14 protein-coding genes are annotated in these 16,624 nt (G+C 61.2%); 1 reads left to right on the plus strand and 13 read right to left on the minus strand.

Annotated features, from left to right (window positions below):
* Positions 1-161: 161 nt before the first annotated feature.
* From iolE to AC5I5B_RS21875, 9 genes are all read right to left on the minus strand, one after another.
* The gene (iolE, locus tag AC5I5B_RS21835) at positions 162-1,070 is read right to left on the minus strand and encodes a myo-inosose-2 dehydratase (protein WP_003505474.1); all 909 of its coding nucleotides are present in this window, start codon (positions 1,068-1,070) and stop codon (positions 162-164) included.
* A gap of 1 nt (position 1,071) precedes the next feature.
* Positions 1,072-2,898, minus strand: a complete 1,827-nt coding sequence (gene iolD, locus AC5I5B_RS21840) for a 3D-(3,5/4)-trihydroxycyclohexane-1,2-dione acylhydrolase (decyclizing) (RefSeq protein WP_174054416.1) — start codon at positions 2,896-2,898, stop codon at positions 1,072-1,074.
* Positions 2,895-4,811, minus strand: coding sequence for a bifunctional 5-dehydro-2-deoxygluconokinase/5-dehydro-2-deoxyphosphogluconate aldolase (locus tag AC5I5B_RS21845; RefSeq protein WP_174054417.1), 1,917 nt, complete (start codon positions 4,809-4,811; stop codon positions 2,895-2,897). The genes iolD and AC5I5B_RS21845 overlap by 4 nt, the downstream gene beginning before the upstream one ends.
* 203 nt (positions 4,812-5,014) lie before the next feature.
* Entirely contained in the window at positions 5,015-5,830 is an 816-nt protein-coding gene (locus tag AC5I5B_RS21850; protein ID WP_003505477.1) for a MurR/RpiR family transcriptional regulator, read from the minus strand.
* A gap of 274 nt (positions 5,831-6,104) precedes the next feature.
* Positions 6,105-6,821 (minus strand): ABC transporter ATP-binding protein, encoded by a 717-nt coding sequence (locus AC5I5B_RS21855; protein WP_003505478.1) that lies wholly within the window; start codon positions 6,819-6,821, stop codon positions 6,105-6,107.
* Positions 6,802-7,566, minus strand: coding sequence for an ABC transporter ATP-binding protein (locus AC5I5B_RS21860; RefSeq protein ID WP_060727301.1), 765 nt, complete (start codon positions 7,564-7,566; stop codon positions 6,802-6,804). The genes AC5I5B_RS21855 and AC5I5B_RS21860 overlap by 20 nt, the downstream gene beginning before the upstream one ends.
* Positions 7,563-8,570, minus strand: a complete 1,008-nt coding sequence (locus AC5I5B_RS21865; protein WP_060727300.1) for a branched-chain amino acid ABC transporter permease — start codon at positions 8,568-8,570, stop codon at positions 7,563-7,565. Before AC5I5B_RS21865 ends, AC5I5B_RS21860 begins: the two co-directional genes overlap by 4 nt.
* 1 nt (position 8,571) lies before the next feature.
* Positions 8,572-9,435 carry a branched-chain amino acid ABC transporter permease gene (locus AC5I5B_RS21870; RefSeq protein WP_060727299.1) on the minus strand — a complete coding sequence of 288 codons (864 nt, stop codon included), beginning with the start codon at positions 9,433-9,435 and terminating at the stop codon, positions 8,572-8,574.
* 88 nt (positions 9,436-9,523) lie between these two features.
* The gene (locus AC5I5B_RS21875; protein ID WP_060727298.1) at positions 9,524-10,696 is read right to left on the minus strand and encodes an ABC transporter substrate-binding protein; all 1,173 of its coding nucleotides are present in this window, start codon (positions 10,694-10,696) and stop codon (positions 9,524-9,526) included.
* A 377-nt stretch (positions 10,697-11,073) separates the two neighbouring features.
* Between AC5I5B_RS21875 and AC5I5B_RS21880 the strand changes: the two genes are divergently transcribed.
* Positions 11,074-11,445 carry a hypothetical protein gene (locus tag AC5I5B_RS21880; RefSeq protein ID WP_003505484.1) on the plus strand — a complete coding sequence of 124 codons (372 nt, stop codon included), beginning with the start codon at positions 11,074-11,076 and terminating at the stop codon, positions 11,443-11,445.
* A 27-nt stretch (positions 11,446-11,472) separates the two neighbouring features.
* On the opposite strand, the gene AC5I5B_RS21885 is transcribed toward AC5I5B_RS21880, so the two are convergent.
* The 4 genes from AC5I5B_RS21885 to AC5I5B_RS21900 form a co-directional block, all read right to left on the minus strand.
* On the minus strand, positions 11,473-13,206 hold the full coding sequence (locus tag AC5I5B_RS21885) for a M14 family metallopeptidase (protein WP_495752838.1): 1,734 nt from the start codon (positions 13,204-13,206) through the stop codon (positions 11,473-11,475).
* A 5-nt stretch (positions 13,207-13,211) separates the two neighbouring features.
* A complete protein-coding gene (locus tag AC5I5B_RS21890; protein WP_112357063.1) occupies positions 13,212-14,060 on the minus strand; it encodes an ABC transporter permease in 849 nt (282 codons plus the stop codon).
* A gap of 6 nt (positions 14,061-14,066) precedes the next feature.
* On the minus strand, positions 14,067-14,990 hold the full coding sequence (locus AC5I5B_RS21895; RefSeq protein ID WP_003499197.1) for an ABC transporter permease: 924 nt from the start codon (positions 14,988-14,990) through the stop codon (positions 14,067-14,069).
* Positions 14,991-15,079: 89 nt separating this feature from the next.
* Positions 15,080-16,615 (minus strand): ABC transporter substrate-binding protein, encoded by a 1,536-nt coding sequence (locus AC5I5B_RS21900; protein WP_174054419.1) that lies wholly within the window; start codon positions 16,613-16,615, stop codon positions 15,080-15,082.
* Between the last annotated feature and the right edge of the window lie 9 nt (positions 16,616-16,624).

Consider the following 16,624-nt stretch of genomic DNA (forward strand, 5'->3'; position numbering starts at 1 on the left):
TTTCGCGTACCACCGTCATTCCGGCCTTGAGCCGGAATCCAGCCGACGCGCGTCCGCGCGGCGGGAAGACTCTTTTCAGCCCAAAGACTTGGGCTGGCTGGATGCCGGCTCAAGGCCGGTATGACGGGTGGAGTAGGCCGCCCCGCCTTCCGTGGTTCGGTTCAGGCAGCCTGAGCTTTGTCCAGTCCGGCCTCACGCGCAAAAGCCTTCAGCGATTTCAGCCCGAGGCTCTGATACTCGAACGGATTACGCACATCAGGATCCTGCTCGGCTTCGATCACCAGCCAGCCGCTGTAATTATGTTCGGCCGCCACTTTCAGCACCGGCGGAAAATTCACGCCGCCCTCGCTGTCGCCGGGCACGGTGAACACGCCGCGGCGAACGCCTTCGAGGAAGGAGAGCCGCTCGCCCCGTACCTGATCGGCAATGGCAGGGCGCACGTTCTTGGCATGGATATGGCCAACGCGACCCATGTATTTCTGCGCGACGCGGACGGGATCGCCGCCGCCGAACAGGCAATGGCCGGTATCGAGCAGCAGGTGAGTCTTCGGCCCCGTGTGTTTCATCAACAGGTCGATCTCCTCTTCGCTCTCCACCACCGTTCCCATGTGGTGATGATAAACGAGGGTGATGCCCTGTTCGGCGGCAAAGGCGGCCAGCGCTTCGACACCGGCACCGAACGACGCCCAGTCCTCGGCCGCAAGGCGCGGACGGTCGACCAGCGCCTTGCTGTCATCGCCGTGGATGGCGTTGGAGGTTTCGCAGACGATGATGACCTTCGAGCCCATGGCCTTCAAGAGATCAAGCGCCGGCTGCATCGCCTTCTTTTCGGATTCGATGTCGTCGGTCAGAAGGTTCAGCGAATGCCAGCCGGAGACGAAGGAAAGGCCACGCGGCGAAAGCACGCCCTTCAGGCCTTCCGGGTCGGTCGGAAATTTGTGGCCCTTTTCGATGCCGTCGAAGCCGATCTTGGCGGTTTCATCAAGGCACTGTTCAAGGCTGATATGCGCACCCAGCGTGCGGTCGTCGTCGTTGGACCAGGCAATCGGGTTGGTTCCGTAACGGATCATCTTACTGTCTTTCCTTGACATGGTTTTCATAACGGGCGCGTGCCGGGCCGATTTCGGCGCGGTCGGACACTTCGGGCACCGCGACATCCCACCAGTGACCGCCGGCCTGCGGCGTCGGATAGGGGTCGGTATCGATGACGATCACGGTCGTGTGGGTGGATTCCCGGGCGCTGGCGAGCGCTGCTTCCAGCTCGGAAATGGTGGAGACCTTGCGAGCATCCGCCCCCATCGAGCCGGCATGGGCCACGAAATCGATGGCGATCGGGTTGACGTTGGTGTGGGCGTAGAGGTTGTTGAACTCCGCGCCGCCGGTTTCCATCTGCAGTCGGTTGATGCAGCCGTAACCCCTGTTGTCGGTGATGACGAGCGTGATCTTCACGCCCATGGCAACCGATGTCGCAAGCTCGGAATTCATCATCATATAGGAGCCGTCGCCGACCATGACGATCACGTCCCGGTCCGGTTCCGCCATCTTGATGCCGAGGCCGCCGGCCACCTCATAACCCATGCAGGAAAAGCCGTATTCCATGTGATAGGAGAGCGGAAGCTTGGATTTCCATAGCTGGTGAAGCTCGCCCGGCATGGTGCCGGCCGCGCACATGACAACGGTGTTGTCACGCGACTGGCGCTGCACCGCGCCGATGACCTGCATGTCGGTGGGCAGGCTGTTCACATGTTCCTCGCCCGGCGCCGCCGTATCGGCATCGGCCTTTTCGAACCATGCCGCCTTGAGGCGGGCATCCGGCGCTGCAAAACGGTGGTTGCCGAGGGCGGCGGAGAGCTTTTCAAGCCCGATTCTCGCATCCGCCGTCAGGCTGATCGCATCGTGCTTGGCGCTGTCATAGGGCTGAACGTTGAGCGCCAGGATCTTGCGGTTGGGGTTCTTGAACAGCGCCCAGGAACCGGTGGTGAAATCCTGAAAACGCGTGCCGACGCCGAAGACCAGATCGGCCTTCTCGCTGATGATATTGGCGCTTTCCGCACCGGTGACGCCGACGGGACCGAAATTGAGGTCGTGGTCCCACGCAATCGCCGATTTGCCGGCCTGCGTTTCAACGACGGGAATGGAGTGGGTTTCGGCAAAGCGTTTCAGTGTCTCGGTTGCGCCGGCAAAATGCACGCCGCCGCCGGCAACGATGATGGGGTGCTTGGCCGCCTTGAGCGCAGCGACGGCCTCTTCGAATTCCACAACGTCCGGTTCAGGGCGGCGCTGACGCCAGACCCGCTTTTCGAAGAAACTTTCAGGGTAATCATAGGCTTCCGCCTGCACATCCTGGCAGAAAGCGAGCGTGACCGGGCCGCAATCGGCCGGGTCCGTCATGGTGCGCATGGCGCGGGGCAGGGCTGTCAGCAACTGTTCCGGCCGCATGATGCGGTCGAAATACCGGCTGACCGGACGGAAGCAGTCATTCACCGTCATGGTGCCGTCGCCGAAATCTTCCAGCTGCTGCAGCACGGGGTCGGGGCCGCGATTGGCGAAGACATCGCCGGGGATCAAGAGTACCGGCAGGCGGTTGACATGCGCAAGCGCTGCCGCCGTCACCATGTTCGCCGCACCGGGGCCGATGGAGGAAGTGACCGCCATGGCGCGGCGGCGGCGCAGCTGCTTGGTATAGGCAATGGCCGCATGGGCCATGGATTGCTCGTTCTGGCCGCGATAGGTCGGCAGCTCGTCCCTGATGCCATAAAGCGCTTCGCCGATGCCGGCGACATTGCCGTGGCCGAAAATGGCCCACATGCCGGCAATATAGGTTTCGCCATGTTCATTCATCTGCGCCGCCAGGTAACGAACCATGGCCTGCGCAGCCGTCAATCTGATTGTCTTCACGCTGCCTCTCCCTTTTTGGCGCGCGCCTCATCCCAAATACGGCACAGGCTGGTGTAACGCTGCGCCATATCCCTGACCGCATCCTCGTCGGTCATCTTGCCGGAAAGCCAGCCGCGGGCGGCGTCGGCAAATATCGTGCGGCCAACGGCGAAACCTTTGACCAGATCGAAACCGGCGGCAAGACGGAAGCTTTCTTCCAGCTCGCTTTGCGGTGCGTCGAGGCCGAGAACGACGATGCCGCGCACATAAGGATCGTTGCGATGCACGGCGTCGCAGGCGTTCTTCCACGCGGCGCGGGTCTTCATCGGTTCCAGCTTCCACCAGTCGGGGTAAACGCCGATCTCGTAAAAGCGCTCGATGATGCGGGCGGCGGTCAAATCGTCGGTCGGGCCGACCTTGGAGGGAATGACCTCGAGCAACATTTCCAGCCGGTTGCGACGTGCCGCCTCGAACAGGCGCATCACGGTCTCTTCCTGCGCGGCGCGCATCTCCTCGGTATCATCGGGGTGATAGAAACACAGAACCTTGACGACATTTTCAAGCGGCCATTCCGAAAGGCCGCCGAAATCCTTGCCGAGATCGGGTTCCAGCGTCAGCGGGCGCGAGCCCGGCCATTCCACCGGACGGCCGATCCACAGGCCGGAGCCGCTGGCGGCAAACAGCGCATCGCGGCCAAGACGGCCATCGCAGAGAATACCATAACCCGCCTCACCGCTGGCAACCTGCTGTGCGGACTGAAGGCAGAGTTTCTTGAAGGCGCCGATCTGCTCGTGCTTGACGCCAAGCTCGTCGGCGATCGCCTCCAGCTGCATACGGTGATCGAAGGCGAAGACGCGCATCGTCTCCCAGTCGCCCTTGCGGTTGGTGGACCAGTGCACCTGCTCCAGCGCCTCGTCCTTGCGCAGCGCCCTGTTGCGGATGCCGGCCTTGAAGAAATATTGCAGTTCTTCCCAGCTTGGATAGGCCGGGGTGCAGCCATGACGGGAGACGGCGAAAGCGCCGCAGGCATTGGCGTATTTCAGCGTCGTCGGCCAGTCCTCGCCGCGCAGCCAGCCGCGGAACAGCCCGGCCATGAAACCGTCACCCGCACCCAGAACGTTGAAGACCTCGATCGGGAAACCTTCACCCGTCTCGCCATCATCGAGGCTATCGGGAATAGCGCCGGTGAAGACGACGGCGCCCATCGGTCCGCGCTTGCACACCAGCGTCGCATTCGAGACCTTGCGCACGGCGTTGAGCGCGGTGAGCGTATCGGTGGAGCCGCCCGCGATGTGGAACTCCTCTTCCGTGCCGACGATCAGGTCGAACAGATGCAGGGTGGATTGCAGCTTGGCGGTAACCTTCTGCGATTCCACAAAACGGCTTTCGCCATCGCCATGGCCGGCCACACCCCAGAGATTGGGGCGGTAATCGATATCGAGCGCGGTCTTTGCGCCATTTTCGCGGGCAAGTTTCAGTGCTTTCAGCACCGCCGCTTCCGTTTTCGGATGCGACAGATGCGTGCCGGTGGCGCAGATGCAGCCTGCCTCGGCGATGAAAGCGGGATCGATATCGTCTTCGCTGAGCGCCATGTCGGCACAGTTTTCACGATAGAAGATCAGCGGAAACTGGTTCTGGTCGCGAATGCCGAGCAGCACCAGCGCGGTTAGCCGCTCCGGGTCCGTCTTCACGCCGCGCACGTCGACGCCTTCACGCACCAGCTGTTCGCGGATGAAGCGGCCCATATGCTCGTCGCCGACACGGGTGATGACGGCGCTGTTGAGCCCCAGGCGCGCAGCGCCGGCGGCAATATTGGTGGGAGAGCCGCCGATATATTTGGCAAAGGAGGCCATGTCCTCCAGACGGCCGCCGACCTGCGAGCCGTACAGATCGACAGACGAGCGCCCGATCGTGATAAGATCAAGTTTTTTCAAAAGCTTCCTCCTTAGCACCGCGCTTTTGCGCGGTGTGCCTCATGGTGTCGGGCGGATCAGGCAATCATGCCGCCACCTATCGCCATCCCGTTTCGGTGAGCCTCCTCCGCTCACATATCCCGTCACGAGACGGACGATTATGGAACGCCCGTTTCATGGATTTGGATCATAAATTCTATTTTTCCTGTTTTCAATAAAAATATTCAGGCGGTCTTGCGTGTTCCCACAGCAACCGCCAGCGTGATGGCGAGACAGAGCGTGGCGGAAAGCGAGCGGAACGCGCCGAAATCGATTTCCGTGACGGTCAGCAGCGTTGCGCCCGACTTCCGGAGCGGATTGACGGCGGAATCGGAAAGCGCCACAACCGGAATGCCGTTGGCGCGGGCGTTCTCCGCCAGTTCCAGCGTTTCCGCGGAATAGGGGGAAAAGGTGATCGCGATCAGGGCGTCGTCGCGGGAAATTGCGCTGATATTGCCAAGCCCGCCGACGGCGCTGTGCAGAACCGCCGGCACCTTCATCTTCTCGAAGGCATAGGCCAGATAGCTGGCGATGGGGAAAGAGCGCCGCAAACCGATGATATGCACGGTGCGCGCCTTTGCCAGCGCTGCAACCGCCTCGTCAAGCTGCCGCGTATCGACCGATTTCAGCAGCATTTCCAAAGAGGAACGGCCGGCCTCCACGAATTCCGCAAGCAGGCCGGAGGCGCTTTCATCGCCTTTCTCACGCAGATGGTCGAGCCGCGTGGCATAATCCGGCCAGCCGCCGACATAGGAATCACGGAACAGGCGCTGCATTTCCGAAAAACCGGAAAAACCCATGATCTGGCAGAAGCGCATGAAGGCTGAAGGCTGTACGCCGGCGCCTTCGGCCATTTCGGCAACGGTGGAAACGGCGATGCGATCCTGATTGGAAGCGACATAATCGGCGCATTGCCGCAATCGTTTCGGCAAACCCTCCGCGACCTGGAGCAGCCGCTCCTCAAAAGCCTTTACGGAGTCTGGCGCCTCGATTGCCGTCATTGTCATTCCCTCATGCAGACTGAAATCGTGTGCACTTTAACTGCAGTGGAATTTTTATTCCATTGGGTTTTTTAAGGGGCGGGGAAATGGGCGGTGGGCGCTTTGTGTGATCGGTCAGCGTCCGTCATTCCGGCCTTGAGCCGGAATCCAGCCGGCGCGCGTCTGCGCGACGCGAAGAGTCTTTTCACCCCAAGGACTTGGGGTGGCTGGATACCGGCTCAAGGCCGGTATGACGGAGATTGTATATATGAACGCGCAACGGCGATGCGTTGGGTTAGTGCAACCCGCCAACCCCAAGATGCGTATCGATAATACCAGGGTTCTCCACCAGTTCGCTGGATGGCCCTTCCCAGACGATGCGTCCGCGTTCCATGATGATGGCGTGGTCGGCGAAGTCGATGGCCATCTGGATACGCTGTTCGACAAGAAGAATGGTCATTTCGCCGGATTGCGCCAGTTTGGAGAAGGCCGCCATCAGTTCTTCGCAGATGACGGGGGCGAGGCCTTCGAGCGGTTCATCAAGCAGCAGCACGCGCGGCTGGCCGAGAATGGTGCGGGCGGTGGAGAGCATCTGCTGCTCGCCGCCGGAAAGTTGCGAGCCGAGATTGCGGCGGCGCTCCTTCAGGCGTGGAAACAGCGTGTAGGCTTCCTCGATGGCCGATTTCGGCCTGCCTTTGAGGCCGACGAAGAGGTTTTCCTCAACGGTCAGTGTGGGGAAGACATCCCGCGTCTGCGGCACGTAACCGAGACCGGCTTTGGCGCGGGCAGCACTCGGCAGGGTGGCGATGTCCTGTCCGCCGAGGCGGATATCGCCGGCGAAGCGTTTCGTCTGGCCGGCCAGTGTGGCGAAGAGGCTGGTCTTGCCGACGCCGTTGCGGCCGAGCACGGCAAAACGCGAGCCCGATGGCACGGAAAGCGACAGGCCCTCGATGACCCTTGTCGGGCCGTAACCGGCGGTGAGATTGGTGATTTCAAGCGGCGCTGCGGGCATCGGCGTAACTTCCCAGATAGGCTTGGCGGACTTCGGCATTGCTGGTCACTTCATCCGGCGAACCGTCGAAGATGACTGCGCCTGCGGCGAGCACCACCACACGTTTGGCAAAACGGAAGACCAGATCCATGTCGTGTTCGATCATCAGGATGGCGAGGTCGGCCGGCAGCCGGTCGAGCGCCTGTTCGATGCGCGCCGTTTCCGTGGAAGGCACGCCGGCGGCCGGTTCGTCCAGCAGCAGGATTTTCGGGCGGAGCGCCATGGCGAGCGCGATCTCGATCAGCCGCTGCTGACCATAGGCGATTTCGCGAACCCGGGTTTCGGCAAGGCCAAGGAGGCCCAGCGTGCCGAGAATGTCACGTGCTTCGCTCATCACCGAGGGCATGGCGCGGTATCGGCCGAAGATCCGGCCCGTCTTGCCTTCACGCTGGAGAATAGCGAGGGCCACATGTTCCTCCGGCGTCATGTCCTGAAACAGCCGGGTGACCTGGAAGGAACGGACGAGGCCGCGCTTCACCCGCTGGCTGGAACTGAGGCCGGTCACGTCCTCACCGGCGATGCGTACTGTGCCGGCCGAGGGCTTGAGGTTGCCGGTGACGAGATTGACGAAGGTGGTCTTGCCGGCGCCATTGGGGCCGATCAGCACCGTGCGGTCCCCCGGCGAAAGCGACAGCGACACATTATTGGTGACGACGAGGCCGCCGAAATTCTTCTGCAGGCCGGAGACTTCGAAAATGGCGCTCATTTGCGACCTCCCCGCAGGCGTGTGATGATCTGTTCACCCGCGCCATAAAGCCCGCGCGGCGCAAAAAGCACGACGGCGATCAGCAGCAGGCCGACAATGGTGAGCCAGTGGAACGGATTGGCGGCGGAAACCACATCCTCGAACCACATGAAGGTGACGGTGCCGATCAGCGCGCCGTAAAGCGAGCCCGCGCCGCCGAGCACCAGCATGACCAGCCCTTCGGCAGAGAGTGTGAAGCTGAGGCTGTCGAGACCGACGACCTGGGTGGAGATGGCGTTCAGCGCGCCGCCAATGCCGGCCACGATGCCTGATATGACGAACATCTTCAAAATAGTGCCGTTGACCGAACCGCCCATGGCCTGGATGCGGATGCTGTCCTGCTTGACGCCGCGGCACAACATGCCGAAGGGCGAATTGACCACCACCTTGAGGGCGAGGAAGACGAGGAGCAGCAGACAGACGCCATAGATATAGGCGGTGCGGCCGAAAAGATCGAATTCGAAAGTGCCGAACAGGGCGTCGGGGGAGACGCCCGATAGCCCGTCGCTGCCGCCGGTCCAGCCGGATGCCTTGTTGGCGGCCTCGTGGAACAGGTGAATGACGGCGATGGAGAGAACGAGCTGCGGCAGGCCGTGGGCGCGCAGCAGAACCGTGCCGGAGACCAGCCCGGCAACGCCGCCCGCAGCCGCGCCGATGGCGGTCATCAGAAGCGGGTCGGTGATCTCGAAATGGGCCGCGGCAATGCCGGCGGCATAGGCGCCCGCGCCGAAGAGCGCGGCATGGCCAAGTGTCGCGACGCCGCAATAGCCGGTGACGAGATCGATCGACAGCACCAGAAGCGCGATGGCGATGATACGGGTCAGAAGCGCCAGATTATCCGGAAACAGATAATAACCGACGACAGCGGCGGCAATGATGAGGAGCGGCCCTGCGAGCGCGCGCAGCGGCGAACGCGTCTTCGGGATCTCTGCCGTTTCAGTCACGTCGTTCATGAGCACCGCCATCTCATTTCGCCCTTCCGAGAAGGCCGCGCGGGAACAGCGTGATGATCACGATGACCGCCAGGTAAAAGAAGAATTCGCCATATTCGGGGGCAAGATACCGTCCGGTCGTGTCGATCGCGCCGAGCAGCAGACAGGCGATCAGTGCGCCGGGAATGGAGCCCGCACCGCCGACCGAGACCACCACCAGGAAGGTGACCATGTAGCGCAGCGCATAATAGGGTTCGACCGGCAGCAGTTCCGCACCGATGACACCGCCCATGGCGGCAAGGCCGACGGCGATGGCGAAGCTGACGGCATAGATGATTTCGGTGCGCACGCCGAGTGCGGCCGCCATGGCGGCATTATCGACGGCCGCGCGCAGCTTGATGCCGAAGGCGGTCTTTTCGAAGGTGAACCACAATGCGCCCGCCACGGCCAGCCCACAGGCAATGGCGAAGATACGGTGCGTGGCGATGGTGCGGAAACCGAGATCGGTGGGGCCGGCCAGCTGCTGCGGCAGCGGGATGGTCTTCAGCGTCGGGCCGAAAACGAAATTGGCGATACCGATGATGCAGAAGGTGATGCCGATGGTCATCAGCACCTGTGTCAGCTCCGGCGCGCCATAGATGCGGCGATAGAGGAAACGTTCGAGCGGAATGGCGATGACGATGGTGCCGACAATGGCGACGAGGATCGCCACCGCATAACCGAGACCAAGGCCGTGGGCGGCATAAGAGGCGAGATAACCGCCGATCATGGCGAAGGCGCCATGCGCCAGATTGACCACCCGCATCAAGCCCATCGTGACCGAAAGGCCGATGGAGATGATGAACAGGACCATGCCATAGGCAAGCGCATCGATGAGGATGCTGAAGACCGTCTGCATGCTGAAAAACCCTCCCGGTGCTGCAATGCCCATCCGGGCCGGAGACGGGCCGCTACTGGCGGCCCGACAACGTTGTCAAAGCTGTCCTTTACTTCGCGGCGGCGAGGCCCGGATCGCCCTGTTTTTCGAAGGTCTGGACTTCCTTGTTGTAATAGGCGCCGTCATCGGCCTTGGCCACTTCGCGCAGATAGATGTTCTGCGTGATGTGGCGGCTTTCCGGATCGATGCTGACAGGGCCGCGCGGGCTTGTCCAGGAAAGACCCTTCACCGCATCGACAGCCTTTTCCGCATCCTGTTTGCCGCCGGTGGCCTCGATCATCTTGCTGATGACATACATGCCGTCAAAGGCGCCAACGGAAGGGAAGGACAGCTCCTTCGGATTGCCGATCGCCTTGGTGGCGGCTTCCACGAAGGTCTTGTTTTCAGGCGAATCATGCGAGACGGCGTAATGGAACGTCGTCTGCATGCCGAGTGCGGCTTCGCCAAGCGCCGGCAGGTCGGATTCCTGCGTCAGATCACCCGGTGCGAAGAGCTTGACGCCTGAAGATTTCAGGCCGTTATCGTTGAAGGCCTTGACGAAACCGAGTGTCGTCGGGCCCGACGGCAGGAAGGCGAAGACGCCTTGAGCGCCGGAATCCTTCACGCGCTGCATGATCGGGCTGAAATCATTGGTGGAAAGCGGCATGCGGATGGTTTCCACCACCTCGCCGCCAGCGGCCGTAAAGGCGGCCTTGAAGGCATTTTCGGCATCGACGCCCGGGCCGTAATCGCTGACCAGCGAAATGACCTTCTTCACGCCGCCATCAAACGCCACTTTGGCGATGGGTGTGGAGGTCTGCCAGGTGGTAAATGAAGTGCGCACCACATAGGGGCTCTTGGTCACGATGGCCGATGTCGCGGCATTCATGATGACCATCGGCACATTGCCCTGCTTCAGAAGCGGCGTAACGGCCATGGCGTCGGGGGTGAAATAGAAGCCGGCGAGATATTGCACGCCTTCCTTGACCACCAGTTCCTGCGCCAGCGCCTTGGATTGCGCCGGATCGGCCTGCGGCACATCGCGATAAACGACTTCGACCGTGTCGTTGCCGATCTTGTTGCCGTGAAGCGCAAACCAGGCGTCTATGCCGGCCTTGAAGTTCTTGCCCTGCAGCGCGAAGGGGCCGGAGAACGGACCGACCACGCCCACCTTGATCGTATCGGCATAGGCAACGGAACTAAAACAAATGGCCGCGATGGCGGCGGTGATCCGTAGTTTCATAACTTCCTCCCAATTGATCCGTGGCTCCCATCCACCGATCCAGACTGCCAGATTGATGAGTGCGGTGGCCAAAGTAAAATGAAATAAGGGGGGTGATAAATAACCTGACGGTTATCAATACCCGTCTCACCGGGTTTGTCTCATGCGAGATCGCACAATAGTGATCATCCCGTGATTCTCAATGTATAGCGCCGCCGCAGCCATCACGACCGGTGTTTTTGCGGCAGGTGGTATCGAAATGCTTCGTCATGAAAACCAGCGCTTGTGACATGTTTCGAAAATGACGGTCATACCCGCGCAAGCCTCGTGCCTTAACCAGTTCTAAGGGGATTGTTTGTAGCCTCGCGAAGCATATTGTGAACTTTATTTGGTGTCTGATGGGCGAATATCAAAATAGAGTTGTTGAGTTGATGCGAGATCGCGTTGGCGAAAGTATACTCAGCAATAAGATCGAGCGCCGCGAAGCATTTCTTCGCAAGGCGCTGGCGCTGTATCACGTCATGGGCGGAGACGCGCAAGGCATGCACGCTGCGGTGGAGGATGTCGTCAACCTGCAAAAGCCGAGTGTCGATGTCGCTATTGGCGACGTGATGCATGAACTGGCAGCAATCGGTCACGTTGCCGATCTTGATATTATTCAGGCCGGGTACAACAAGCTTGACGCCGCTAATTTGCATATTCTGAGCAAGGGCAAGAGGCTTTTGCAGAAGCAGCGGGACCAAAAACTCGCCGGCACGGCGGGAAAATAGGCCGCCCATCGAGGGCGGCCTGCAATATCAGGCCACTTCCCCGACGAGAATCTCCTGCCACGCCTCATAGGCGGAGAGAACCGTTTCCATCTGTGCCGTGTGGCCGGTGATGAAATCGTCGCCATAGATCGTTTCATCGGGATATTCGGTGATCAGCGTCATCGGCACGGTGTGGCGGTCGTCGATGGAGGGCAGGCACGGAAAGCCGTTGATGATGCGGAAACCGGTTTCGCCGGCATGGGTCTCGTAAAGTGCGATCTGGCGGTTGTTGTAATCGAGCAGGCCGGGAATGGCGCCAAGATGGCGGGTCACCCGGTCGAGCAGGGCTTCGGCCTGGCTTTCCCAGTCCGCATGGTGGCGGATGATGAGGAAGAAGCCTTTCGGCAGCGTCCACATGGCGAAATTGCGCGGCACATAACCTGATAGTGGCCGGGTCCATTCATGCGAGGGATAACCGTGCAGGTTCACATGCAGGCTGGCGCCGCTCATCTCCTGCGCCTTGAAGCGGATTTCCTTCTCGTTGATATGCCTGCCGGAATTTTCGGGCGTGCGATATTCGAGATCATCGCCAAGCGCCGTGTAACGCGCCGCATGGTGCATGTGGCGGGGATTATCGACGCGCAGGCGCTGGTGCAGGGCGTAACCGTCGGGGTTTTCCAGCGGCGAAATGGTGAAATGCGCGCCCTTGCGCTCTGCAAGCCTGCGGGCCGCGCGGATGGTGCCAACGATGCCTGTCGTCTCGTTGGGGTGTTGACCGCCGCTGATCATGACGGCGGCATCGCTGCCTGCCACGTAACGGGCGGCAAGAATGCGACCGGAGCGGGAGCGGGCCTCGAAGGCCTCGCCGCCGATCTCTGTCAGTAGCGTCGCGAGCTGGCCTGCGGCGACCGGTTCGCGGGCCTCATCGATCCGCTGCTCGCGACCATCGAGGAAGGCGGTGGTCAGCGCGCGGGTCTCGATGCGCACGGAGACTTCGCCTTCGCTTTTGACGATTTCCGGTACGATCTGGCCGGGCTTCAGGCCCCGGTCACCCAGCGGCCGGCCGGACTTTTTCTGGAAGAATTCCAGCAGCGAGAAATAGAAATCCTCATGCAGCGCTTCACGCAGGCTGATGACCTCATCGCCGACGGAAAGCGCCAGATCTTCGGCCGGATGCGCGACACGGATGTTCAGCTCTTCGAAATAGGGTTCTTCATCGCCCCAGCCGTGGTTGGCGACGGCATTGATCGCCGCTTCGAAAAGCCGCTCGTAATCCGTTTCCAGCCGCTTGCCGGCCGTGTCGCCCGCAAGCCGGAACCAGCCGGTTGGCGAGACATTGGTTTCGCCGACGGTATCGGTGTGAACCCGGTTTGGGGCCAGAACCTTCAGGGTTTCCTTCTTGCCGTTGCGGCTCAGCGTAACATCATAATGGAACCCGTCGTCCTCGCGGGCGATGAAGTCGATCTTCGTATCGCCCACCAGAGCCGCCAGCGGATAGGCTTCCAGCCGGAAGCGGTTGGCCGGTGCATTGGCATGCACCGGGTAACGCACCTCGATGGTGTCGACGCCATCCAGATTGATCTCTTCCAGAAAGGTGAAGAGGAGCGGCTTGTAGGCGCTTCGGATGCGGGCGCTGACGCCTTTTTTCTTCAGCCTGTTTTCGGCATCGCGACGGCTTTTGGCGTCATCGAAGGTCCATGCTTCGAAGGACTGGCCGGGCTCGGCATTGGCGACGAGAGCATCCAGAGTGCGCTCGAAGGTCTGGTCGAAAATCTGGCTCATCGTTGTTACCTCGAGGTTCTGCCGGTGGGATCGAGGCTGTCGCGCAGCCAGTCGCCGAGAAGGTTGAGGCCAAGCACGGTGAGCAGAATGGCGAGGCCGGGGAAAACGCTGACCCACCATGCCGTCTGCAGATAGGTGCGGCCATCCGCCAGCATGCCGCCCCAGCTCGGAATGGTCGGATCGACGCCGAGGCCGAGGAAGGTGAGGCTGCTTTCAAGCAGGATATTGTTGGCGACATTGAGCGTCATCAGCACGATGACAGGGCCGATAAGGTTCGGCAGCAGGTGCTGGAGAATGATGCGCCAGTCCTTCACGCCGATGGCGCGGGCGGAAAGGATGAATTCCCGTTCCCGCAGCGTCAGCACCGAGCCGCGTACGAGACGGGCATATTGCACCCATTGCGAGACGATCAGCAGGATGATGGTGTTGGTGAGGCTGCCGCCGACAATGGCGATGAAGGTGATGGCAAGAAGGATGAAGGGCATGGCAAGCTGGATATCGGCAAAGCGCATGACCAGCATGTCCCAGAAGCCGCGGTAATATCCGGCGACCAAGCCGACCGCGACGCCGAAGATGACCGCGCCGATGACCGAGGTGAAGCCGACCAGCAGCGAGATCTTGCCGCCGGCGACGACACGGGCAAGCACATCACGGCCGAGCGGATCGGTGCCGAGCGGATGGGCGGCGTTGGCAAAGGGTTTCGCAAGGCGCGCCATCAGGTCGATCTTGTCCGCGCCGCCGGGAAACAGCACGTCGGAAAACACCACCGCAAGGCAGATGACTGTCGTGAGCGACGCGCCGAGGATGAATTCGAGATTGGTGAAGCGCGCGAGACGCGAGGTTTTGGCAGCCATCGTCACTTACTCCGTGCGGATGCGCGGATCGACAAGCCCATAGGCGATATCGACCAGAAGGTTGATGCCGACGATCATCAGCGACAGTACGGTGATGACGGCCTGAAGCACGGGATAGTCACGCGCGCCGACCGCATCGAAAGCCAGCGTGCCGAGACCCGGCCAGTTGAAGACGCGCTCGATGACGACGATGCCGCCGAGCAGTCCGCCGAATTGCAGGCCGAAATAGGTAATCAGCGGAATGGCGCAGTTACGCAGCGCATGCTTGTAAAGCACCTTGTTTTCGCTGAGGCCCTTGGCGCGCGCCACCATGACATATTGCGAGCGCAGCGTATCGAGCATGGCCGTGCGCACCAGGCGCACATTGGTCGCCGTCAGGATAACGCCCATGGTGACCGATGGCATGATGTAGCTTGCAAAGCCGCCCATGCCGCTTGGCGGCAGCCAGCCGAGCGTGATGGAGAAAAGCAGCACCAGCATGGTGGCCAGCCAGAAATTGGGGAATGACAGGCCGACGAGCGAGAAGATACGGATCACCTGATCGGCCGTCTTGCCGCGCGAGGTCGCGGCCTTGATGCCGAGCGGGATGGAAAGCGCAATCGACACCGCCATGGAGATGAAGGCGAGCAGCAGCGTCGCGGGCAGGGCATCGGCAATCAGGCGCGAGACCGGTGTGCTGCCGGTGAAGCTGCGGCCGAAATCGAGCGTCACGAGACCCTTCAGGAAGCTGAAATATTGCACGAAGAACGGCCGGTCGGTGCCCAGCGCCGCGCGGATGCGCGCCAGATCGTCTTCCGTCATGCTGCCGCCGCCCTGGAACATGGTGACAGCCGGGTCGCCCGTCAGGCGGATGGCGAAGGAAACGAGAAGGGTGATGGCGATGACGACAAAAATCGCCTGCAGCAATCGCTTGATGAGGAAACCGGCCACGTTTTTTACCTTGCGAGGAAACGGGGGAAGAGAAATCCCGCCTTGCCCGCGAGAGGCGGACAAGGCGGCGTGTCAGAGGATCAACCCGCTTATTCGACGGTCACGTCGGTAAGCTTCAGGCGGTTATCCGGCGGTGCGACAAAACCCTTGACCCGCTTGTTGATGCCGTAAATGGCATTGGTGTTGTAAAGCGGGATTTCCAGCGCGCGTTCGGCGGTATAGCTGCCGATTTCCTTGAGGATTTTTTCGCGCTCGGCACGGTCGGTCAGCGGACGCTGGGATTCCAGCAGCTTGTCCAGCTTCTCGTCCTTGTCATAGGGGTTCCACTTTTCACCCGAGTGGTACATGGAATAGGCCGTGTTATCGTAATCGAAGGTCCAGCCGCCCCATTTCTGCTGGAACATCGCGCCGGTCTTGCCCTGCGGGATGATGTCGTTCAGCAGCACGTTGGTTTCATAGGGCTTGATGGTGGCGGTGATGCCGACCATGGAGAGATAGCTGGAAATGACCTGCGCCACCTCGTTCATCGTCGCGTCATTGCCGCGGATGTCGATCTGCAGCGCCGCACCCGGCTTGACGCCGGCTTCCGCGAGCAGCTTTTTCGCACCTTCGGGATCGTAAGTCAGCGGCTTCAGTTCCGGATCGTAACCGAAGGACAGCGCGCTCTGGAAGCTCGCGATCTCCGATGCCTGGCCGGCAAGGATCGACTTGACGATGGTGCCGCGGTCGACGGCCATGATGATGGCCTTGCGCACCTTAGGATCGGCGGTGATGCCGTCACGGGTGTTGAAACGCAGCGCATCGACCGTCGGGCCGGGCACGCTGACGATTTCAAGCTTGGAATCGCCCTCGATAACCGGGATCATGCCGATCGGGATGGTGGGCGGAATGACGAGATCGACGCGGCCGGCCTGCAATTCGGCAACGGCGGTCGCCGGCTCGGCGATGAAGCGGTACTCCAGTTCGGAAAGCTTTGGCGCACCGCCCCAGTAATCCGGGTTGGCTTCCAGCTTGATATTGGTCTTCGGTGCGTAGGAAACGAATTTGAATGCGCCGGTGCCGACTGGGTTGAGGTTGAAATTGTCCTCACCCTTTTCCTTGATATAGGCAGGCGGAACGATCATGCCGCCATAACCGGCAAGCTTGGTCAGCAGCACCGGATCGGGCGCCTTCAGCTTCATGTCGACGGTGTAGTCGTCGATGACATCGACGCTTTCGATAGCGACATAGTTGGAGCGCTGCGGGCCCTTGGCACCCTGTTCGCCGAGAAGGCGCTCGAAGGTGAACTTGACGGCGGCGGCGTTGAAGGGCTCGCCATTGTGGAACTTGACGTTCTGGCGCAGCTTGAAGCGGATGCGCTTGCCCTCATCCAGCTCTTCCCAGGATTCGGCAAGGCCGGGCACGACCTTCAGGTCCGGGCCGCGATAGGTCAGGCCGTCGAAAATGTTGGTGGCGACAGCCGCCCATTGCACAAGGAAGGTATCGATCGGATCCCAGCTGCCGGGGTCCTGCGGGCTGGATATGGTCATCTTGCCGGCGGCAAGAGCCGGTGCGGCGGTGAAGGCCGTGGCGGCCATGGCAAGTGCGACGAACGTTGTCGTCATCCCCTTCTTGATTATTGTCATCTACCTGTT

The organism is Agrobacterium sp. (assembly GCF_059499945.1).